Genomic DNA, 22,266 nt, shown 5'->3' on the forward strand with positions numbered 1-22,266 from the left:
CCAAATGCTTCGCCCGTACAGTTGTCAGTTGTCAGGATAAAGAAGGAAGAATTAAAAAGATTTCCCTGTTCCCTATTCCCTGTAATACGTAAAGTTTTTAATTGTTAAGAGGTAGAGAAACTATGCCAGAGCTAATCAAACTGGATATGGTAGATTTGGCGTTAGCTATAGGGTTAATGGCGATCGCCATTGGGATATCGGCGTGGGAGCAATTAGGACTAGAATTAAATTTAAGCGTAGCTACTGGTAGAACTATCCTCCAACTACTTGTATTAGGATACACTTTTGACTTCATTTTTGCCGTTAACAATGTTTGGGCGGTACTGGGAATTTTAGCAATAATTTTGACAATTACTGTAATTATTACTCGCAACCGCATCAGTCAAAAAATTCCGCAAGTTTTACCTTTAGCTGGAAGTGCGATTTTTGTCAGCACGTCCTTAACATTGCTTTATACCAATTTTTTGATTATTCAACCAGAAAGATGGTATGAACCACGTTATATCATGCCCTTAGCTGGCATCTTGCTGGGTAATGCCATGAATGCAGCCGCCATAGCCGGAGAACGTTTAGTTAGCAGTATCAACCAATTTCCCACGGAAATAGAAACCCATTTAAGTTTAGGTGCAACTCCTGAACAAGCGATTAAGCCATATCGTAAAGAAGCGATTCGTGCTGCAATTATGCCGACTTTGAATCAAATGATGTTGATTGGTATGGTAACAATACCAACTTTTACCAATGGACAATTATTAGCTGGTGTTGCACCACTAGAGGCTGTATCCTATGAGATTTTAATTATTTTTATGGTAGCTGTCACAAACTTATTAACAACTATTTTAATTACCAAGGGTTTATGTCGGCAGTTTTTTAATTCAGCAATGCAGCTTATTCGATAATGAGTGATTGGTGAAGAGAAATTTAGTTGTAGGTTGGGTTGAGGTAACAAAACCCAACAGTTATAATGAAGGTGCATAGAATAAGATTCTAAGAATAATTGACCGCAGATGAACGCGGATAAACGCGGATAAATTAATAGATTTTGTAATGCTTTTTATATTAACAACAAGTTCTCACATATTCTTGAAAAACTGGAGATAATTTAAACAGAATTTTATATTCTTTGATTTTGGTTACTAAATACCGTTGTTTTAAGGATTGTAAACCATTATTAAAATCAACTGAGGGTAAATTTAAACTTTGTCTTAATTTTTCTCTGGAAATAGGGTTTTCAAATTTACTTAGTTGTAACCCACATTCCGCACCCTTAACTGTCACAATCGTTTATTACGGAAATTAATTAATAAAAAAGGAGTAAAAAATTACCTTTAACTTAAAAAAATAGATTTTGGATAGAAAAATTTATTAGATATATTCTCAATAAGGAGCAATAAATACAAGAGTGGTTTGGTAGAGAATTTTAATAATATAATTATATGCTGATAATATCAATACATAATTGTAACTTATGTTTATCTAAAAATAAAGTTAAAAAGGCCATGAAAATTTCAGAACATTAATTTTATTAATGAACCAAATGGTCTAATTAAAATATTGATAATATTGATAAATCAACTTATATATCTGTAGTAATTACGGCAAGCTTCCGGGAGGAATAGAAGAATGTATTTCATTTCTGATGTTAAATTATAAAATTCTCTTTTTTCTTGAAAAGTAACAAGATGAACTTGAGCCGATACACAAGTTAGGCATCTTAATATTCACAAATAAATAACCTGGCAGTTATTATCAACTACCAGGCTTTTGATTACTCAAAAATTATGTTATGGAGAAATTACAGAATACCCCAGAAGTGGAGAAAGCCTTGACCAGAAAATAGTTCAATCAAAGCTGCTGCTGAAAAACCAATCATTGCTAAACGACCGTTCCAGATTTCTGCTCCCGGTGTAAAACCCCATTGCCAAGCGTTGCGATCTGTAGCTACAGGTGCTTTAGCTGTTTTTGTTGCATTAGTCATGATCAGCACTCCAATTAGGATTTACTAAGCTTTGTTGTCTTATGTAAATAAATATAACATTTTTCTGAAAAAAATAACATTTATTTATATTTTTTTTTGCAACTATGTGTAGATCAGGATCTTATGCTTAAACCACGTGGTCTGGTTCTAAAGCACAGGGATACGCCGAATCCCCCGTTTCTACCTGAATAGTAGAGTGTTGAATCCCGAAATGGTGTTCAAGTTCGTGACAAACTTCCCATAAAAAAGCATCACCAGGATAACCTTCTGGTATGACTAAATGAACTGTGAGTGCGGTTTCTGTCGTACTCATAGCCCAAATGTGAAGATCATGGATTTTTGACACCCCAGGACATTCAATTAAGTAATTTTTCACAGCCCGCAGTTCAATTCCTGCTGGTACACCATCAAGTGCTAAATTTACGGAGTCTCTAAGTAAATGCCACGTTCCGGCGACGACAACAGCCACCAGCACTAAGCTAACTAATGGGTCAAGCCACAGCCAATGGGTGAATAAAATCGCAATTCCAGCTACCACAACTCCCAAGGATACCAAGGCATCAGCAGCCATGTGTAAAAATGCTCCCCGAATGTTTAAATCGCTTTTGCGTCCTGACATAAACATGAGTGCAGTAGCAGTATTAATGATAATGCCGACCAGGGCAACACCAATAATAGTTTCTCCCGATACTGGACCAGAATCATTAAAGCGGCGAATAGCTTCCCAAGCAATAGCACCCATAGACAAAAGCAAGACCACAGCATTTACTAAAGCAGCTAAAATCGAAGAAGCACGCAATCCATAGGTATAGCGGTGGCTGGGAGGACGACGGGAGAGGGAACTTGCACCCCACGCTAGGAGGAGTCCCAAGACATCACTTAGGTTATGACCCGCGTCAGCAAACAAAGCCAAGGAATGGGCTAAGTAGCCATAGGTTGCTTCAACAATGACAAATCCTATATTCAGTGCAGTCCCAATGGCAAAAGCCCGGCTAAATGTGGCTGGGGCGTGACTGTGATGGTGTCCATGTTCGTGGTGATGATGATGGTCGTGGTCCTGTGTCATAGTGATGAGTTGGGAGTAAAGAACTAGATAAATACTATGGTTGCTACATTACTATTGAACCTGATAGCGGTATTTTAGTGTGTTCTACTTAATATCACCGCAAATACTGTACTTCCCAATGTTCAGATATATTCAAAAAAAAGAACTCATATAAAGCTAAAATTTAGAATACATGATAATTATAAATTCATAATTAATAAAATTCAGTATATGCCTATTATACCTAATTTATTTAATCAATTCTTGAAAACGTTCATCTTCCCGAATAGCATCAAAATCTGAATCAGTTTTTGCCATTTCTCGGTACTTATCAAGATTTAAACTAATTGCTGTTTTTAGGTTTTCAATTGCTTGTTCAATATTACCTTGCAGGGAATAACTACAAGCTTTATTGTACCAAGCTTCGTGTTTATCAGGTTTAAATTCCACAGCTTTGTCGTAGGAAGATATGGCTTCTTCATACCTGCCTAAATTGTCTAGGGAATAGCCCCGGTTGTACCAAGCTTCGTGAAAATCAGGTTTAATTTCCACAGCTTTGTCGTAGGAAGATATGGCTTCTTCATACCTGCCTAATTTACGTAGAGAATTGCCCCGGTTGTACCAAGCTTCGTGAAAATCAGGTTTAAATTCCACAGCTTTGTCGTAGGAAGATATGGCTTCTTCATACCTGCCTAAATTACCTAGGGAATTGCCCCGGTTGTACCAAGCATCGTGATAATCAGGTTTAAATTCCACAGCTTTGTCGTAGGAAGATATGGCTTCTTCATATCTTCCTAAATCGTCTAGGGAAATGCCCCGGTTGTACCAAGCTTCGTGTAAATCAGGTTTAAATTCCACAGCTTTGTCGTAGGAAGATATGGCTTCTTCATACCTGCCTAAATTGTGTAGCGTAATACCTGACATATACCAAGCTTGGAGGAAATCAGGTTTAAATTTCACAGATTGATCGTAGGAAGATATGGCTGCTTTATAATCTTTTTCAGAATATTGCAAATTGCCTAATTCAAAAAATAACTTAGCTTCTTTATCACTAGATATTTCATGTTCAAGGAGTTCTTGAATTTCCAGAATTTTCCTGTTTCTTTCTTCATCGGTTAAGTTTACATATTTTTCATAATCTCCCTCTTCCAAAATGCGCGTATATTCTTGTTTTAGAGTTTTTGAATCTAAAGGAAAATCAAATAAACCAGAACGCCAATCAAAGAAATCGGGGGCGCGGTGAATAAAATATTTAATTGCAAACTGTCGTAATAGGAAAACAAAACAAATATTAAAACTATCTCTAAACCGTTCTCGCTGTTGGTTGATATTAATTAAAATCGGTGGTACACTTTCCCAACTATAATGATGAGTTTGTCGACTAGTCCAACCTACTAAAGTTTTGGCTTCTTCATATTTATAGAATGAAGACTCTAAGCCTGTAATAAATAATATATTGATATTGTTTTTGTTAGGTAATTTATCAACTATTGCATATAAATTAGTCACATCTTTATCTAATTTGATAACTTCTATATTTTGATTATGAATATCTGCTTTCACTTGACTAATTAATTGTTCACCTTCAGCCGGAGAACAACGCACAAATAATATACTAAAGCCGTCTGTAAACTGAAGTGTACGAATAAAGGCTTGATATTCTTCATCTTTTTCTATTGGTAAATCTTGATCCCAATTAGTGAGTTTAAGAGGCATAATTTTAGAGGATTTTTTAATAAAATTGTTATTAATATTACGACTTTAAAAACCTAACCCCTAACCCCTTCCCTACAAGGGAAGGGGAACAAAAATAGGAAATTTACAGCATCTAAACTTTTTCCTGTCCCCTCTCCTCTTAGGAGAGGGTTAGGGAGAGGTCTAACTATCCAGGATATAATTGATTATAGGCATCCTGAAATGTTTTTATTCCTTTAATTAGAGGATGAATATCATACCAAACGTTACTTCCTCCCTCTGATTCGAGATAGCGATATTCTAAAATACAACGATTAAATAATAAACCCCGATGTAACTGATCATTAACTATTTCTTTGGAATAATGAACATTTGCCAGATCTTTCCATTCATTCGCATAAATGGTATCTTTATATGTCTTTCGCAATTCGCTAATTGAACGCTGCAAGGCTTTGTCAGTAATAGGTAAAGACGTTGTATATTTGAGTGCTTCCTTCATTAATAATAATAAATTCCGCGCATGACCGCCACTCATTAAACATAACATTTCTAAAGATGATCTGCTTTCAAATAAATCAACAATAGATTTATTAGGATCTACTTTCTTTAGTCGTTTTTGGAGGATTTCAATAACTTTATCAAGTCCTGGTGAAAAAGGCTCATTTTTAGGAGTTTTTACCATAATCATCGGTAAAACTTGGGGAAGTCCATAAATCTCTGTTAATGATGCTGCGCGGTCAGAATAAAGTAAAGAAATTGGGATAGTATAAACTAAATGACAATCTAAATTTTTGAGTTGTTCATTACGGTCTATAAAAATTTCGTCATGATTGCTGCGGTTATCTGTTTTAGTTACAGGGACAATTCTATCTAGGTTATCAGCAATTAATACTAATTCGTGATATCCTAAAGGGAGATTTTTTTTAGCATCTCGAATAAATTCATTTAATGCCGTAGTTAAAGTGGTAGTATGGGGATTAATTAAATCACGAATTTTTCGGCGTTCACTGGGTTCACTTCGGATTTTAGTGGTAATTTTGGCAAATTGTGAAACCTGTGCTTCAATTGATAATTCATCTATAGAAATCTTTGTTTGTAATAAATCTTTTAGATCTTCACATCGTTCTTTTAACCAATTCAATACAGCTTGAGAATCTGTTCTATCTTTAAATGCTGTTAAAATATTGCGAGTGCAAGCTAAAAGAATATCTGTATATTGAACATCCTCTGGATCAATATCTGCTTCATCTGCCGCAAAGTAGACGACAAAAAAACCATTTTCATCTAAATCTTTTTGTAGTCTTAGTAATTCTGTAGATTTACCTGCACCACGATGACCTGCATACAGTTGACAGGTTTTTCTGTCAGAATATAATATCTCTTTCCCTACCGCTTCCAATATGTCACCATCTCCCCTCACATCGGTACAATCCACATAAGCAGGATCTCCAGCAGGTAAAGGTCGGAATGGGTCAAAAGCGTTATATAACTGTTTTAAGAAGGCAAAATTTGAGGTCATAGTCGTAAATTTCAGCATCTAGAGTTATATTAACGCAAAAACACTGAGATTTATATTTTTATTTGAATACTTACCAGCATCCAGAGCAAAACCTGCATAAATGCTATACTAAACGAGTAACTCTTAGAGTGATAAATTTATGAGTTCACCATTTCCAGGGATGAATCCCTACTTAGAAAATCCTGATTTATGGTCAGAAGTACATCATAGATTAATTACAGCGATCGCTATTGCTATCTCTCCTACTTTGCGTCCTCAATATCGAGTAGCTATAGAAAAACGTACCTATAGACTTGATACTGAAGACTCTTTATTAATTGGTATTCCTGATGTAGCAATTTTATCAGTTAAACAAGCACAAAAACCAAATATTCATAAAACTGCAATAGCAACTTTATCCACAGAAACAGAAAATAAGGCGATTACTGTAACCTTACCATTACCTTTAGAAATTAAAGAAGGATATTTAGAAATTAGAGAAGTTTCTACAGGTAAAGTAGTAACTATAATTGAGATACTTTCTCCCACTAATAAAAAAACTAAAGAAGGTAGAAAATCCTATTTAGATAAACGGGAGAAAATATTGCAAAGTGATACTAACTTAGTAGAAATTGACTTAATTAGAACTGGGGAAAAAATGCCCATTGTTACCAGGATTTCTGATACAGATTATCGCATTTTAATTGTGAGATCCTATCGGTTTCCATCGGCTCAATTATTTGCATTTTCCGTCAAACAAACTATACCTAATTTTCCCATACCTCTACAAAAAGGAGAGGAGGAAATAGAGTTAAATTTACAGAATTTGTTCTTAGAAATATATGAACAAGCTGCATTTGATTTAACTTTAGATTATCATATTCCTCCTGTACCAGACTTGTTAGCGGAAGATCGAGAATGGATGGATATATTATTAAAAGAACAAGGAAGAAGAGAGTAAATAAAAATTATTACTGACATTGCCGTTAAAATGATTGATTTGGTCTTAAAAATCCCCGTATCTAGAGACCGGGGACTGTCAAAATCCTACTCTACTTCCACCACACTAATAATCCTCTCATCCCGATTAAGTTGACAAATACTTTCACCCTTACTATCTTTGTTGAGATTAGGAACTGCATCTATTGATACGCGGATAACTCGCTCCTTATTTGTCAATAATGCAACCTCCGAACCTGGTTTTGCTGCTACCATAGCCGCTAAATTGTCGGTTTTATTATTAAACTTCACAAGTTGTACCCCTAAATCCCCCCGACTAGCCGCCCTCAACTGATTTGCAGCTATAATTTTGCCATATCCTTCTTCCGTCACCAGCAATAATTGGTTATATTTACTGACATTGACACAACCAACCATTTGCTGATTTTTCAAAAGGCGGAAAGCTTGTAAACCCATTGCAGCCCGACCCATAATCGGTAGTTGTTCATCATTGACGGGAAACCTTAATAGACGACCGCTAGAACTCGCCAAAATTAGATGTTCTCCGCTGCTGAGGAATTGGGTAAACGCTAATTCGTCCTTATCTTTAAGCTTCAAAATTGTAATTCCTCGCCGTGAGAAATTCACAAATTCCGACAAAGATAGGCGTTTAATCCGTCCTTCCTTCGTTAACAGAACCATTTCCAACGTTTCGGGTTTTTCTGGCAACAAGAACCGAGTAATGATACCTTCCGTGTTACCTTGAGCGGTACTGGTAAGCATCGTAATCAATGGCGTTCCTCGTGCTGAACTTGTAGTGAGCGAAGTCGAACTACGTCCAGTAGTCAAAGGAATATCTCCCACCGTAATGGGATAGACTTTACCACCGCTAGTGAGGATTAACAGGTCTTTGTGAGTATTAGTTAATGCCGTTTGGATCAGGAAATCATGATCTAGCAAGCCATTTTCCCCTTTTGTTTTTTTACTGTTGGGGGAAATCCGCCGCACATAACCCCGCTGAGTAACTTCGACAATAGTTTCCTCTAGCGGTGCTTCCGGTTTAGGAGTGGGGATTTTCGCTGGAGAATGTTCTTCTGCGGCTACTGCTGCTGCTTTAGCTTTACCTTTCTCTTCGGAAACTGGTTTTTCTGTAGTGTGAATTATTTTCGTCCGTCGCGGATCATTGTACTTCCGTTTGAGAGTTCGCAAATCTTTTTTCAGAGCTTTGAGTAATTCCCGTCTGTCGTCCAGTAATGTCCGCAATATACTAATTTCCTGGTTAAGTTGGTCAAATTCCTGTTGTAAATTTTGCTGTTCTAACCCAGTGAGACGACGTAAGGGCATAGACAAAATGGCATCTGCTTGGACATCACTTAAATCTAGGCGATTACAAAGTGTCATCTTGGCGGTACTGCCATCGGGCGCTTGCCGTAATATAGCAATAACATCATCCAAATTTGCTAAAGCTTTCAGTAATCCTGCCAGGATATTTACCCGATTTTCCGCTTTTCCTAATTCGTAACTGTAGCGACGGTTGAGAGTATGTTCTCGGAACTTGAGAAATTCGTCTAATAGTTGTCGTAAGGTTAATTGGCGAGGTTGTCCATCAACTATAGCTAACAGAATCGCGCCAAAGTTAGTTTGTAAAGCAGTTTGGTGATATAAATGCTGGAGCAATTCCTGGGGATTTGTATCGCGTTTGAGTTCAATAACTACACGCATTCCGTCTCTGTCACTCTCATCTCGAATGTCAGAAATTCCTAGTAAACGACCTTGGTTGACTAAATCGGCGATTTTTTCAATCCAACCAGCCTTATTAACTTGAAAGGGCAGTTCAGTGACTATTAATGCTGTCCGGCGTTTAGTTCCCCTGGTGGCAGGAATTTCTTCCATTGTGACGATGCCGCGCATGATAATACTACCTTTACCAGTGGTATAGGCTTCTCTAATGCCGCCATGATCAACAATTTCCCCACCAGTAGGAAAGTCGGGACCGGGAATTAATTGAAATAATTTTTCATCGCTTAACTCTGGGTTGTCAATTAAGGCGATTAAGCCATCAACGATTTCTCCCAAATTGTGGGGGGGGACATTTGTAGCCATACCTACGGCAATTCCTGCACAACCATTCAGTAACAAAAATGGTAATTGAGCCGGGAGTACGGTTGGTTCTTGTTGGGAATTGTCGAAATTACCAGTAAAATCCACAGTTTCGTCGGCAATTTCTGCCAACATTCCCTCATGTCCCACTGGTGCAAGACGGGTTTCCGTGTAACGCATGGCTGCCGGTGGGTCATTATCCACGCTACCAAAATTACCATGTCCTCCCAGTAAGGGATAACGGCTGGAAAAGTCTTGGACTAGGCGAACTAAGGCATCATAAACTGATTGATCACCGTGAGGATGATATTTACCGAGAACGTCTCCCACTACACGAGCGCATTTTCGGTAAGGTCGATCTGGTGTTAAACCGAGTTCGTGCATGGCATATAGAATCCGCCTATGTACTGGTTTTAACCCATCTCGAACATCTGGTAAGGCTCGCCCCACAATCACACTCATGGCATATTCTAGGTATGACCGTTGCATTTCGGTGTGTAGGGCGGTGGTGATGACCTGTCCCTTGGAGAGAAGGTTTAACTGTTTTGCCATGAGGTTTTTCCCTGAATTTTGACTACACAACAGCCGTTAGAAGTTGACACGCTCCGCAATCACAGCATAACGGATTAAATAGAAATACTCACACAATCTTGATACTCATGAAGATAAAAAGCAGTAGTATTATCCTTGATGTGATCTAAGCTTATAGATTATTAAAAATACAATACAGATTGGTCAGGTGTTAACCCTATTTAGTATAAAGTCTCATGAAAACTGTTCTAATTGTGGAAGATGATTTAATTAATGCTCGCGTTTTTTCTAAAATTCTGAGTAAACGCGGGGGATTGGGGGTAAAACATACGGAAAATGTAGAAGAGGTCATGGAAATTGCCCAAGCTCGTGAAATTGACCTGATTTTAATGGATGTGTCCCTATCACGTAGTGTATACCAAGGTAAGTCTGTTGATGGGATCAAAATTACACAGATGTTAAAGTCTAACCGACAAACAGCCAACTTACCAGTGATTTTAGTGACCGCACACGCGATGGAAGGAGATCGGGAGAATTTTTTGAACCAAAGCGGTGCTGATGCTTATATTTCTAAGCCTGTGGTTGATCACCAACTGTTTATTGACAAAATTATGGCTCTTTTACCACCAGAATAGTCAGTTGTCCGTTGTCCGTTGTCCGTTGGCAAATTCTTTCCCCCTACTCCCCCTACTCCCTCTACTCCCCCTACTCCCTATTAGGGTGCTTCCTCCTGGGGCTGTGAGGCTGATTTAATTTGTGGTAATTCTAAGAATTTTTTGGTGTCTGTAAGTAAGCGATCGCCCCACAGGTTTTCTTTGAGAAAATCTAAGTCAGCATAACGGGAATCTATGCGGAGCGCGGATACTCCCATTTGTAAACTTTTTTGTTTATCGCCCTGATTATAGGAAGCTACGGCTAAAGCTAATAAAGGTTCTGCGGCTTTTTTATCAATGCTAACTGCTGTTTGCCATTGCTGGATCGCTCCGGTGACATCACCTTGTTCGTATTTGATTAAACCAATATTGTTAATTGCTGGCCAAAACTTTTTATCTTGGTTGACTGCTAAATTGAATTGAGCGATCGCATCTGGGAATTTCTGTAACATCAAGTAAGCATTGCCCAAATCAAACAACCCTCCAGAATAATTGGGTTTTAATTTCAAACCAGCTTGATAATTGGTAATAGCTCCTTGGTAATCTTTTTTTTGAAACTTAGCTGAACCCAACGCAAACTGCACTTCAGGATTTTTAGGATTGAGGGTTTGGGCTTTACTCAAGGAGGTAACAGCCTGATCAAATTCTTTATTTTGTAAATGCAAACTCCCCAGTAGCCACCATACTTTGTCATTCTGCGGGGCTAATTTCGTAGCCAACTGCGCTCTGAGCAAAGCTGGTTCAACCTGCTGAAACTGAGCTAATTGAGCCGCTTGCTGGGCTAAATTCAAGCCCTGTTTCTCTAATTGAGCATTATCAACTTGCACTGTATGCGGAATAAATGCTTGAGCATGAGCAGCTTTTGGCAAACTCCATACACTACAGGCAACTAAAAGAGAAATCAACCGAATATATTTTGGCACACTACCACCTACTAGTCCGAATATTGGAATCTTATCGCTAACGCCACGCTATCAGATAGATTGGTCAATTGTCAGTTGTCAGTTGTCAGTTGTCAGTTGTCAGTTGTCAGTTGTCAATGAGTAATTTTATTCTTCCTTCTTCCTTCTTCCTTCTTCCTTCTTCCTTCTTCTTCTTCTTCTTCTTCTTCCTCCTGACTCCTGACTCCTGACTCCTGACTCCTCTTATCAAAAATGGGTAGAATCACAGTGAAAGTAGTACCTTCACCCAGATTGCTGGCTACTTGAATTTGTCCTTGATGATGCTCGATAATGGCTTGAGCGATCGCTAATCCTAATCCTGAACCAGTAGTTGTGGCTGTAGCCGTTTTCCCACCTTTATGACTTCGTGCCGGATCAACTCGATAAAAGCGGTCAAATAATTTTGGCAGCGCGTCCGCAGGAATACCAGAGCCAGTATCACTAACTTTTACTTGTAAATGAGAATTAGTGTAACGCATTCCTGTAACTCGATTTATCCCCTCTATTCTTGCTAACTCTACTTTTATTACTCCCTGGGGTGGAGTATATTGCAAGGCATTACCAATCAAATTTGTAAATAATCTGACTAATTGCTCCCAATTTCCCGTGAGAGTAAACCAGTTTTCTAATAATTCGGGATTAACTTCCGTCAACGGAGAATCAACTAAGTTCAAACCCAGATTAATTTGTTTTTCTCTAGCTACAAATTGTTGTTCTTCTACAACTTCCATTAACAAAGCATCAAGAGGACAAGATGAAAATAAATCTGTATTAATCCCACTATCTTGTCTAGCTAAAAATAGCAAATCATTAACTAACTTTCCCAATCGTTGAGTAAGTCGTTCTACTACTTTTAATTGTTGTTTATATTGAACTGTATTTTTTTCTTCTTCCCGTGCATCCAAATCAGCCAAAGCAATTTGCACATTAGTTTGAATCAAAGCAATCGGACTTCTTAATTCATGGGAAGCATCAGCAGTAAATTGTTTTAAGCGTTGGTAAGATTCTCCAACTGGTTCCATAGCTTTGCCAGATAAAAACCAACCACTAGCGGCTACTGACAAGATCATTAGAGTGATACCTAAAGCCAAATCAAAAATTAATTCTCTGCTAGGTTTCGTTACCTCAAACCAAGGATGACTTACTCGTAAATATCCTAAAACCTGTCTTCCTTTTTCTATCCTTTTTGTAACTTGTCTAAATAACTGTGCAGATTCTCCCCATCCTCCCATTCCCTCTATTCGTACAGTTTCACCTGTATGATGAGTATGAATAGGAATATCTAATATTTGTGAAAAAGTTGACCATAATAATTCACCATTAGGACTAAACCACTCTAAATCAATCCGATCATCTTCGGCATTTTCAGCATTATTAGGAAAACTAGCTTCTACATTTACTCGCACTTGATTTGGTTGAAAGTTTATCGGTTCAATTACCAAAGAGCGCTCGACAACTTCCACGACATGATACAATGTATCGTCAATTCTTTCAATTAATGTACTGCGAACATACAAATATACTCCACTGGCAAATAATAATAGTAAAATCGCAGTTATAGTAGTGTACCAAATCGCTAACCGCCGACGAGTAGCTTGAAACAGATAAATAGACATAAAATTAATAACCAGTCATTTATAATTTGACAGACTACTAGATCCCTGACTTCTAAAAGAAGTCAGGGATCTCTCTCCTAGAAAATATTCACAAATCAAATATTATTCCTATCTTACTCATTTGATATCGTAACTCTGCTTAATGTGCGCTATATGATCGACAGTGCAATCCAACAAATCATGTTAGGTCTTCTTGTGTTAACTGAACCTATAAGGTTATCCCACTAAATTTATGAAATATCAAATCCACTGGCGTAGCGTTTAATAAACTCAACACCTTTATCTGTTACCCAATAAGTAAATGTCAGTGGAAACATTTTCCTAATCCCAGAAGGACTGTCAGCCAAATATGACATCCCATCAATTTGTTTATCTAAGAAAAAACCATCTCTTACAGCATTTGCGACCATCAAATCACCCGCAGCACCCAATACAAATACCCGATCTTCTGACTTTGCAAGAGCCTCAAACAGGCGACGTTCAACTTCACCGTAACGATTGTTCAAGATTCCCAGATTCTGCTTGTACATCTGCACAGATGTTTGATCAATTTCTTTTTTTTGGTCATACCTAGTATGGCAGTTTGGACAAAGGGCTATCAAGTTATCAAACGAATTGTCCTTTGTTTTCGCCCATGGAACTATGTGGGCTATCTCAGTTGTTGTTGATCGGCAAGTGGGGATTGCACACCGATGTCCTGCTTCTACAAGAACTGCACGTTTGATTTTAGATGGAATGGCTATGCGTTGCATTACAGTTATTTTTCCGTACTAACTAACAAAGATCACGTTAAGAATAGCAAGAAATTTTCTTGATATCTACTTAATTTAGGGTAGATGACTAGAATTTTTCTAAAAATTATCATGATTTCAGAACTTACTTTCTAACCACCATAAGTATATTAACTTGCAAATAAGCATTGCTGGAGATGAGGCAATCATTATAAGCTGTCACGCATCTAGTTTTTGAACCCAATCTAGGCTATAGGCGGGTTTCCACCTTCAAATTATACAATTTAAGTGCGCGACAGCTTACTCATCCACAGTATCCATCGCATTGTCAATCAAATTTGTTGAGACTTAATTAAATTTGCTCTCGTATCTGAATAAAATATTTTTTATACATAAAAATATCAAATCGCCAACTTAATCAGGTTTCTCTACCAAGAATTGTTAAAATCTATGCCCCAGCCATTAAGATATTGATATTCATGCTCTATGGGCAATATCTGCCTTAATCTAGGTGATCATGCCAAAACCAAAAAAGAATTCTGATTCCATAAATCTGAGCGATCCACAATACTATATTAACCGTGAATTAAGTTGGCTAGAATTTAATCATCGGGTCTTACATGAGGCTTGTGATCCCAGAACTCCTCTGTTGGAAAGGCTGAAATTTTTGGCCATTTTTAGTTCCAATCTGGATGAGTTCTTTATGGTACGAGTAGCAGGTTTAAAGCAACAGGTAGAAGCCAGTATTAATCTATTAACGCCAGATGGACGCACACCAGCAAAACAGCTAGATGATATTCGTCTGCATTTGACTCCCCAACTCAAAAAACATAACGCAGAATTTGAGGAAGTTCTGCGACCACAGTTAGTAAAACAGGGAATCTATATTCTCGATTACATAGAACTGAATCAAAGACAGCGAAATTACTTAAATAACTATTTTGAAGAACAGGTTTTTCCGGTGCTAACTCCCCTCGCTGTTAATCCTGGTCATCCCTTTCCCCACATTTCTAATCTCAGTTTAAACCTGGCAGTGGTGGTCAAAAATCCCGATACTGAGGAGGAGTCTTTTGCTATAGTTAAAGTCCCGAAAGTCTTGCCACAATTTTTACCCTTACCACCAGAGTTGGGAATTCAGGAAGATGGTAAAACTGCTCATTGGATCGGAGTTCCCTTAGAACAAGCGATCGCTCATAACTTAGAATCCCTCTTTCCAGGGATGAGTATCCAAGAATATCACCCCTTCCGCATTACCCGTGATGCTGATCTGGAACTAGAAGAAGACGAAGCAGATGACCTGTTATTAGCTATTGAACAGGAACTTCGCAAACGCCGCATGGGTGGAAATACCGTCAGGTTAGAAATTCGCTCCCAAACCCCCGCATCAATTCGTTCCCGGCTCTTACAAGATTTGGGATTAACCGAAAGCGATATTTATGAAATTGATGGTCTTTTAGCACTGCGGGATTTAATGTATTTTCTAGCATTACCATTACCAGAACTTAAAGATCCCCCCCGTCAATCTGTTGTTCCTTCCCGCTTGCAACGGCTCAGAGAACCCTGTATTGATGCTGACGTTCCCGAACTAGAAGAAGGAAGAGACTTTTTTTCCATCATTCGTGAAAAAGATTTACTCGTCCACCATCCCTATCAATCCTTTTCTGGTACAGTAGTCCGGTTTATTACTAGCGCTGCCCATGATCCTCATGTTCTTGCCATTAAAATGACTCTTTACCGGACTTCTGGGGACTCACCCATCGTTAATGCTTTAATTGCTGCGGCAGAAAATGGCAAGCAAGTTTCTGTATTAGTCGAATTAAAAGCCCGGTTTGATGAAGAGAATAACATTTACTGGGCAAGGCGTTTAGAAAGTGTTGGTGTTCATGTTGTCTATGGTTTAGTTGGTTTAAAAACCCATAGCAAAATTGTTCTGGTAGTGCGCCGGGAAAAAGATAGAATGCGCCGTTATGTACACATTGGTACAGGGAATTACAACCCAAAAACTGCACGACTCTATACAGATTTAGGCTTATTTAGTTGTCGGGAAGAATTAGGTGCAGATTTAACAGATGTGTTTAATTTCTTAACAGGTTACTCTCGCCAAAAATCCTATCGAGAAATTATGGTAGCACCTGTGAATATGCGCGATCGCTTTCTGGAATTAATTAAGCGCGAAATTGAAAATGTCCACAATGGATTTTCTGGTCGCATCGTTGCTAAAATGAATGCCCTCGTTGATCCACAAATCATTTCTACACTATACGAAGCTTCTCGTGCAGGTGTACAAATTGACCTAATTATTCGCGGTATTTGTTGTTTGCGTCCCGGAGTGCCAAACCTGAGCGAAAATATTCGCGTCATCAGCATTATTGGTCGCTTTTTGGAACACTCCCGCATATTTTACTTCTACAACAATAGTCAAGAAGAAATATATATTGGTAGTGCGGACTGGATGCGTCGCAATTTAGATCGTCGAGTGGAAGTCATTACCCCCATTAAAGACCAAGATATTGCTAAGGACTTGCAAGAGATTTTAGGAATTATGTTGGCAGATAATCGTCATGCTTGGGAATTACAACCTGATGGTAGTTATATTCAAAGATGTCCTTGTGATAACTGTCCAGAAGCTAATTCTCAAAAAACTATTATGTCTATGACATTACGATCTGTAGGCATAAATTAAACTCTCATTAGTTGCAGCAAAAGTGAATAATAACCTCTGCCAATATCACCGACTTCTTTGATCAATTTTCTCATGCAAATAATTAATCGGAGAAGTCGGGGATCTCAACCATAGCTTAATTAACGTACCCTGCTGTAAATTCTTCTTGAGTCAATAAATATATATATTTTAAATAGTCTTCAGACTTATACAACTATCAGACTAAATGTATATTGTTGAGGACATTAGACTTGATATTCGGTGATGAATAACATATTTTGGAGATGATGCACTATGATAATATGCCAGTTTCATAAGTGCTGAATCTGTCGCCCCCAGTATTATGCAAAAAGAACAGTTTTTTATGGAAAATTTGCATAAAAATTAACTTTTAGTGGCTAAAATTCATCCATAAGATAGAGTGAAGTATTTCACTTGTACTCATAAACTATAAGAATTCATATTTATTCTTTTTCTGGAATGTTAATGTTGTCCCGTGAGTCTTCTAATTTGCGCGTTCTCATAGTTGATGATCATGAACTCACTCGTTTAAGCCTACAATTAGTTTTTTCTGTTCAAGAAAATATCCAGGTTGTTGGTTTAGCTAGTAATGGTCAAGAAGCTATAGAAATGGTTCAATGCTATCAACCTGATGTGATCATTCTCGATTTACAAATGCCAATTATGGATGGTTGGTCAGCATCTCATTACATTAAAGCTATATCTCCAAATACTCAAATTCTGGCTTATTCCTCTGTAGATGAAGTATCTTTTGGAAAAAACAAAACTAGGCATAACTTTGATAAAGTTTGCAAAAAAGATATTCCGACAAAGGAACTCATTGCCTTAGTCAGAGAGTTAGGGAACAGACATAGGTATTCTTCATTTCCAGAAGAAATATTGAACTCTGCCTAATCATAAATTTATGTAGGTTGGGTTGACCCTGGGAAACCCAACATCATTAATAATTAAAAAAGTACAAATTAGATCAGGCAAAAGGCAATTGACAATTATCAATTACCTTTTCTCCTGTCTAAGTTTTAGATAACTAACAACTTAGGTTAATTATTTCCTGCTTGGGGAATAGTCCGTTTAAATTCATCAATTAAATCATCTAATTCTTCCAAAGCTTGATTGACATCAACCCTTAAAGTTCCCAAATTGGGTTGTTCTAATAAACTCAGCAACCGCTCACGTTTACCTTGAACAGTGCTAATTCGGTCTTTAACTGTCTGAATATCCATTTTTTTGCGTCCAGTTTTGAAACACTTCAAATCTAAAGTTAACGCAAAAAGGAAAAATCTCCATATCCCTTTCCCAATCTGCCACCAATCAGCGATGATAATAAAAGATGAAAATAAATTATACTAAGCTTAAATTATGCTCGGCGGAATTTCTTTGGGAACACTTGGTTTAACAGTAGGTAGTATACTCACCATCACAGGTTTTGTTGCCTACTTCATGGATAACGCTACCCTCAATCTAGTAGGATTTTTCTATGGTTTTCCGCTATTACTGGGAGGTTTAGCCCTAAAAGCTAATGAACTTAAACCCATCCCCTTCAGCCAAACTACCACACCATCAATCCTCGAACTCAGAAAGCAACAGGCAACTGTCACACAAACTAAAATCCGCAAGGACATCACCCGCTTCTGTTATGGGCAAAAATCCCATCTAGATTTAGCCCTGGCTTATCTAGGTTTAAGTCCCACAGACGAAGTCAGACCAGTCGTCACCGGTTTGCGAGAAACCGAAATCAACGGCGCTTATACCCTAATCCTAGAATTCGATTCACCACTGATCACCTTTGATACCTGGCAACAAAAGCATGAAAAAATGACCAAGTATTTTGGTCCAGGTGTAGAAGTCAACATTAAACAGCCCAGAGAGGACTACATTGAACTGTCTTTGATGAAAACTTTAATCTAAAACCTCTATCTCGCAAGGAACTCAAGTTCCTTGCTAATAGCGCAAGTCATCTAAAGATGACTAAACACTTAAAAAAGTTCCTAGTCCGTTTTAACGGACTTCAGCTATTAGACAGGGAATTTATTCCCTGGCTCAAGTTCCTTGCTAATAACAAAAGTCATCTAAAGATGACTAAACACTTAAAAAAGTTCCTAGTCCGTTTTAACGGACTTCAGCTATTAGACAGGGAATTTATTCCCTGGCGGGTGTCTGGCTGGCGGGTGTCTTAAACCTAGCTCTGGTAGAACTATCTTAGTATAGTATAAGCATCCCTAGAAATACCCACCATCTACCATGAGCCAATGCCTTAACCCCGCCTGTATTTATCAAAATCCCCAGGGTACTACCTATTGTCAAAAATGCGGCGGTAAAATCCTCTTAGATGATCGTTATCGTCCCATTAAATTTCTCGGAGAAGGTGGTTTCGGCAGAACATTTCAAGCAGTAGATGAAAAAAGATTAAATACACCCTGCGTCATTAAACAATTCTTACCTCAACAAGCAGGAAGCGGCGCATTACAAAAAGCCACTGAACTATTTCAACAAGAAGCCAAAAGACTGCAAGAACTAGGAAAACATCCCCAAATTCCAGACTTAGAAGCCTTCTTTCCCCAAGATGGTAGACTTTATTTAGTCCAAGACTTTATTGATGGTCAAAACTTATTACAAGAATTTCAAAATCAAGGCACATTAAACGAACCGCAAATCAGAAATATCTTAATAGAATTATTACCTGTTTTACAATTTATCCATGATAACAAAGTCATTCATCGAGACATCAAACCAGAAAATATTATTAGAAGCAAAAACGGTCAATTATTCCTGATTGATTTTGGCGTTTCCAAAGAAACAACCGGCAGTATTTTAACTAGAATTGGAACTACAGTAGGTACTCCTGGATATGCACCTCCAGAACAGTTGCGGGGTACGGCTTACCATAATAGTGATCTCTATAGTTTAGCTGTTACTTGTGTGAGATTATTAACGGGACATTTTCCAAAATCCGATGGTTCAGATCAATTGTTTGATACTAACAGAATGGAGTGGCAATGGCGGAAATATGTTTCTTTAAGTCAGGAATTAACAACTGTATTAGAAACAATGTTACAAGATATTCCTGTTAATCGTTATCAATCAGCTACAGAAGTTTTAGCTGCATTATCAAATCAAAAAACAATAGTTATTCCCACCCCACCACCACAAACTTCTCAAAATCCCTTTCAACAAATTTTTCAGTTTATTTCTCCACCAACAAACCCACCCAAACCACCAACAAATACCAGCTTAAATATCAATCCTCAATCATCATTTACCGAAGACTTAGGAAAGGGTATTAAATTAGAAATGATAGCCATACCCGGAGGAACTTTTCTCATGGGTTCACCGGACAATGAAGTAGAAAGAGATAGTGATGAAAGTCCTCAACATCAAGTGACAGTTCCCAGCTTCTTTATGGGAAAATATCAATTGACACAGGCACAATATCAGGCTATCTTGGGTCTTAATCCTGCTCATTTCAAAGGCAAAAACCGCCCAGTTGAATGTGTCAGTTGGGATGATGCACTTGCATTCTGTCAAAAGCTAACTCAAAAGACAGGAAAAAGCTACAGATTGCCCAGTGAATCAGAATGGGAGTATGCTTGTAGAGCCGGTACAAAAACGCCATTTTCCTTTGGTGACAACATCACCCCAGATTTAGTTAATCATGATTATAAGTACCAACAAACCACAGATGTAGGCAAATTTCCCCCTAATGCTTTTGGCTTGTATGATATGCACGGTAATGTCTGGGAATGGTGCGAAGATGACTGGTATTGCGACTATATAAACGCGCCTACAGATGGCACTGCTTATAACAGTCTAAGGGGTAGAAATTATCGACTGCTTCGTGGCGGTTCTTGGAATGAGCCTGCTAGGCGCTGTCGGTCTGCGTCTCGCTATACTTATTTGTGCGCCACTCGTCACTCCAACTACGGTTTTCGGGTCGTGTCTTCGTTTAAGAGTTTGTAGCCCTGTATACTCTTATTCTTTTACCCTCTGCTCTTATTCTCTTTTCCCTTCTCCCTTCTTAATCCCTCAGCCTGTGGCGGAAAAAGTTTTTTTCCAGAAGAATATAGAGGTATTGATTGAACCATATCACATAAATGGGGAAAGTGTCAAGATCCTCAAGATTAACAGGTAGCTAGACAGTTAAATCATCTTTATGAGTAAGAGATTAGGACTTACGCACTGTACAAATTCACGATGATGTGCATGAACGAAAATCCGTCGTTTCAGGCTTTTGGTGATTAACTTCTGCTCAATAGCGATCGCTTATAGCGTGATTTTTGGAAGAGCGATCGCTTTACTGAAGGTATCGCTATAAAATAAAATAAAGGTAAATATAGCCTAAAATAACCTCTATGTCCCTGCAAGAACTGAAAGAGCAAGCCTTTCAACTACCTGAGAGCGATCGCTTAGAACTCGTCCGCGCAATCATCGAGTCATTGCAAAATCAACCCAGTCAACAATCTGAACGGACTCGCATTATCAAACAAATGAAAGGTTTATTAAAAACCAATCAACCAGCACCAACCGATGAACAGGTAAATGCAATGTTAGAACAACATCGAGTAGAGAAGTATCTTTAGTGAAAATTCTCATTGATACCAATATTATTTTAGATTACTTATTAGAACGAGAACCGTTTTTAGAAGATGCAGAAATGCTATTTCAAGCAATTGATTCTGGGCAAATAATTGGATATGTGACTGCAACAACACTAACTGACATTTTCTACATTGCTCGCAAACAAACTCAAAGTATTGAACTAGCTAGACAAGCGATTTCAACGACATTAACTATTATGGATAGGCTGTCCGATTTGCACGTTGTGAAAAGTCAAATTGGACTGCATAATCTGTAAAATCCTGTACCAGCATCAAAAATTAGCCGAGTACCGCCTACTTGCATGGATACACAAGTCCTATTTTATATAGTTTACTACATTTATTTAATTAATAGCTAGTAAAGATTCAGTAACTTTACTGAAAATAACCTTTTCTAGTTTTGTCAAAGTTGCCTAAATCTACGGAAGTTTAAATTCCCATGTAGATAGCTGATTAAGTCCATGCCCATAAGTCAAATTATATTGCAATGGAGTAATACTGATATATTTTTTTTGAATGGCATGAACATCAAGGGGAATGTGGGTTGGTAAGTTTAATTCTATAGGTGGTTCTACATCTTCGATTACCTCTCCAGTTAACCAGTAGTAAGTTTTACCTCTAGGATCAGTTCGCTTGTCAAAAACATCCACATAACGTCGTACTCCTTGTCTAGTGAAAGTAACTCCAGCTATTTCTTCCCAAGATAAGGGGGGGACGTTGACATTGAGTAACATCAATTCTGGCAGTGGTTGGGCGGCAATTTTAGCAACCAGGACTTCAGCAAATTTAGCTGCTGGTTGAAAATCTTTATGGGTATGACTGGTTAAACTAAAAGCAATACTAGGAATACCTTCAATAACTCCTTCCATTGCTGCGGAAACAGTCCCAGAGTAGAGGATTTCTGTCCCTAAATTTGCACCTTGGTTAATTCCAGATAGCACTAAGTCGGGTGGAGAATCCAATAAAGCCCATAGTGCCAATTTTACACAATCTGAAGGCGTACCATCACAAGCCCAAGCTTTAATATCAGGATGAAACACAGATTCCACTATTTCCGCGCGAATGGGTTGCAGTAAGGTTAATCCATGCCCTGTTGCGGATCTCTCTCGATCTGGACAAACTACTGTCACTTCATGACCCGCTGCTGCTAAGGTGTTGGCTAGGGTACGAATACCCAAAGCAGAAATTCCATCATCGTTGCTAATTAGTAATTTCATTTGTCAGTTGTCAGTTGTTAGTAGGGGCGAAGCATTTGGAAGAT

The 22,266-nt window shown here is 38.1% G+C and carries 20 protein-coding genes; 9 read left to right on the plus strand and 11 right to left on the minus strand.

Going from position 1 to position 22,266, the window contains the following annotated elements; translation table 11 throughout:
- Positions 1 to 122: 122 nt before the first annotated feature.
- Positions 123 to 899 (plus strand): iron export ABC transporter permease subunit FetB, encoded by a 777-nt coding sequence (gene fetB / locus FJR06_RS13475; protein ID WP_168651604.1) that lies wholly within the window; start codon positions 123 to 125, stop codon positions 897 to 899.
- Positions 900 to 1,059: 160 nt separating this feature from the next.
- Here fetB and FJR06_RS13480 read toward each other — a convergent pair whose 3' ends face one another.
- From FJR06_RS13480 to FJR06_RS13500, 5 genes are all read right to left on the minus strand, one after another.
- A complete protein-coding gene (locus FJR06_RS13480) occupies positions 1,060 to 1,278 on the minus strand; it encodes a hypothetical protein (RefSeq protein WP_015078051.1) in 219 nt (72 codons plus the stop codon).
- A 517-nt stretch (positions 1,279 to 1,795) separates the two neighbouring features.
- Complete coding sequence (locus FJR06_RS13485; protein ID WP_015078050.1) at positions 1,796 to 1,978, minus strand: chlorophyll a/b-binding protein; 183 nt, start codon at positions 1,976 to 1,978, stop codon at positions 1,796 to 1,798.
- A gap of 127 nt (positions 1,979 to 2,105) precedes the next feature.
- The gene (locus FJR06_RS13490; RefSeq protein WP_168651605.1) at positions 2,106 to 3,044 is read right to left on the minus strand and encodes a cation diffusion facilitator family transporter; all 939 of its coding nucleotides are present in this window, start codon (positions 3,042 to 3,044) and stop codon (positions 2,106 to 2,108) included.
- Positions 3,045 to 3,272: 228 nt separating this feature from the next.
- Positions 3,273 to 4,739: a tetratricopeptide repeat protein gene (locus FJR06_RS13495; RefSeq protein ID WP_168651606.1), complete on the minus strand. Its 1,467-nt coding sequence runs from the start codon at positions 4,737 to 4,739 to the stop codon at positions 3,273 to 3,275.
- A gap of 166 nt (positions 4,740 to 4,905) precedes the next feature.
- A complete protein-coding gene (locus tag FJR06_RS13500; RefSeq protein ID WP_168651607.1) occupies positions 4,906 to 6,237 on the minus strand; it encodes an AAA family ATPase in 1,332 nt (443 codons plus the stop codon).
- Between the two features lie 139 nt (positions 6,238 to 6,376).
- On the opposite strand from FJR06_RS13500, the gene FJR06_RS13505 reads away from it, so the two are divergent.
- The gene (locus tag FJR06_RS13505) at positions 6,377 to 7,177 is read left to right on the plus strand and encodes a DUF4058 family protein (RefSeq protein WP_015078043.1); all 801 of its coding nucleotides are present in this window, start codon (positions 6,377 to 6,379) and stop codon (positions 7,175 to 7,177) included.
- An 86-nt stretch (positions 7,178 to 7,263) separates the two neighbouring features.
- Here the strand turns inward: FJR06_RS13505 and FJR06_RS13510 are convergent, their stop codons facing one another.
- Entirely contained in the window at positions 7,264 to 9,807 is a 2,544-nt protein-coding gene (locus FJR06_RS13510) for a DNA topoisomerase (ATP-hydrolyzing) subunit A (RefSeq protein WP_168651608.1), read from the minus strand.
- A gap of 215 nt (positions 9,808 to 10,022) precedes the next feature.
- Between FJR06_RS13510 and FJR06_RS13515 the strand changes: the two genes are divergently transcribed.
- On the plus strand, positions 10,023 to 10,421 hold the full coding sequence (locus FJR06_RS13515) for a response regulator (RefSeq protein ID WP_168651609.1): 399 nt from the start codon (positions 10,023 to 10,025) through the stop codon (positions 10,419 to 10,421).
- A gap of 80 nt (positions 10,422 to 10,501) precedes the next feature.
- On the opposite strand, the gene FJR06_RS13520 is transcribed toward FJR06_RS13515, so the two are convergent.
- The 3 genes from FJR06_RS13520 to FJR06_RS13530 form a co-directional block, all read right to left on the minus strand.
- Positions 10,502 to 11,362: a tetratricopeptide repeat protein gene (locus FJR06_RS13520; protein ID WP_168631842.1), complete on the minus strand. Its 861-nt coding sequence runs from the start codon at positions 11,360 to 11,362 to the stop codon at positions 10,502 to 10,504.
- A 113-nt stretch (positions 11,363 to 11,475) separates the two neighbouring features.
- A complete protein-coding gene (locus FJR06_RS13525) occupies positions 11,476 to 12,984 on the minus strand; it encodes a cell wall metabolism sensor histidine kinase WalK (RefSeq protein ID WP_168651616.1) in 1,509 nt (502 codons plus the stop codon).
- Positions 12,985 to 13,226: 242 nt separating this feature from the next.
- Positions 13,227 to 13,748: an HNH endonuclease gene (locus FJR06_RS13530; RefSeq protein ID WP_168651610.1), complete on the minus strand. Its 522-nt coding sequence runs from the start codon at positions 13,746 to 13,748 to the stop codon at positions 13,227 to 13,229.
- Positions 13,749 to 14,244: 496 nt separating this feature from the next.
- Between FJR06_RS13530 and ppk1 the strand changes: the two genes are divergently transcribed.
- Positions 14,245 to 16,410 (plus strand): polyphosphate kinase 1, encoded by a 2,166-nt coding sequence (gene ppk1, locus FJR06_RS13535; RefSeq protein WP_168651611.1) that lies wholly within the window; start codon positions 14,245 to 14,247, stop codon positions 16,408 to 16,410.
- A gap of 459 nt (positions 16,411 to 16,869) precedes the next feature.
- Complete coding sequence (locus FJR06_RS13540) at positions 16,870 to 17,304, plus strand: response regulator transcription factor (protein ID WP_168651612.1); 435 nt, start codon at positions 16,870 to 16,872, stop codon at positions 17,302 to 17,304.
- Between the two features lie 146 nt (positions 17,305 to 17,450).
- On the opposite strand, the gene FJR06_RS13545 is transcribed toward FJR06_RS13540, so the two are convergent.
- Complete coding sequence (locus FJR06_RS13545) at positions 17,451 to 17,633, minus strand: hypothetical protein (RefSeq protein ID WP_015078035.1); 183 nt, start codon at positions 17,631 to 17,633, stop codon at positions 17,451 to 17,453.
- Positions 17,634 to 17,769: 136 nt separating this feature from the next.
- On the opposite strand from FJR06_RS13545, the gene FJR06_RS13550 reads away from it, so the two are divergent.
- The 4 genes from FJR06_RS13550 (at position 17,770) to FJR06_RS13565 (ending at position 21,262) form a co-directional block, all read left to right on the plus strand.
- Positions 17,770 to 18,318 (plus strand): DUF2854 domain-containing protein, encoded by a 549-nt coding sequence (locus tag FJR06_RS13550; protein ID WP_015078034.1) that lies wholly within the window; start codon positions 17,770 to 17,772, stop codon positions 18,316 to 18,318.
- A 333-nt stretch (positions 18,319 to 18,651) separates the two neighbouring features.
- Entirely contained in the window at positions 18,652 to 20,367 is a 1,716-nt protein-coding gene (locus tag FJR06_RS13555) for a bifunctional serine/threonine-protein kinase/formylglycine-generating enzyme family protein (protein ID WP_168651613.1), read from the plus strand.
- 392 nt (positions 20,368 to 20,759) lie between these two features.
- The gene (locus tag FJR06_RS13560; RefSeq protein WP_168651614.1) at positions 20,760 to 20,987 is read left to right on the plus strand and encodes a hypothetical protein; all 228 of its coding nucleotides are present in this window, start codon (positions 20,760 to 20,762) and stop codon (positions 20,985 to 20,987) included.
- Positions 20,987 to 21,262, plus strand: a complete 276-nt coding sequence (locus tag FJR06_RS13565) for a PIN domain-containing protein (protein ID WP_168651615.1) — start codon at positions 20,987 to 20,989, stop codon at positions 21,260 to 21,262. Before FJR06_RS13560 ends, FJR06_RS13565 begins: the two co-directional genes overlap by 1 nt.
- Positions 21,263 to 21,424: 162 nt before the next feature.
- Here FJR06_RS13565 and surE read toward each other — a convergent pair whose 3' ends face one another.
- Entirely contained in the window at positions 21,425 to 22,222 is a 798-nt protein-coding gene (gene surE / locus FJR06_RS13570) for a 5'/3'-nucleotidase SurE (RefSeq protein ID WP_015078030.1), read from the minus strand.
- Positions 22,223 to 22,266: the final 44 nt, after the last annotated feature.

It is taken from the genome of Dolichospermum sp. UHCC 0352 (assembly GCF_009711925.1).
Classification (GTDB): domain Bacteria; phylum Cyanobacteriota; class Cyanobacteriia; order Cyanobacteriales; family Nostocaceae; genus Dolichospermum; species Dolichospermum lemmermannii.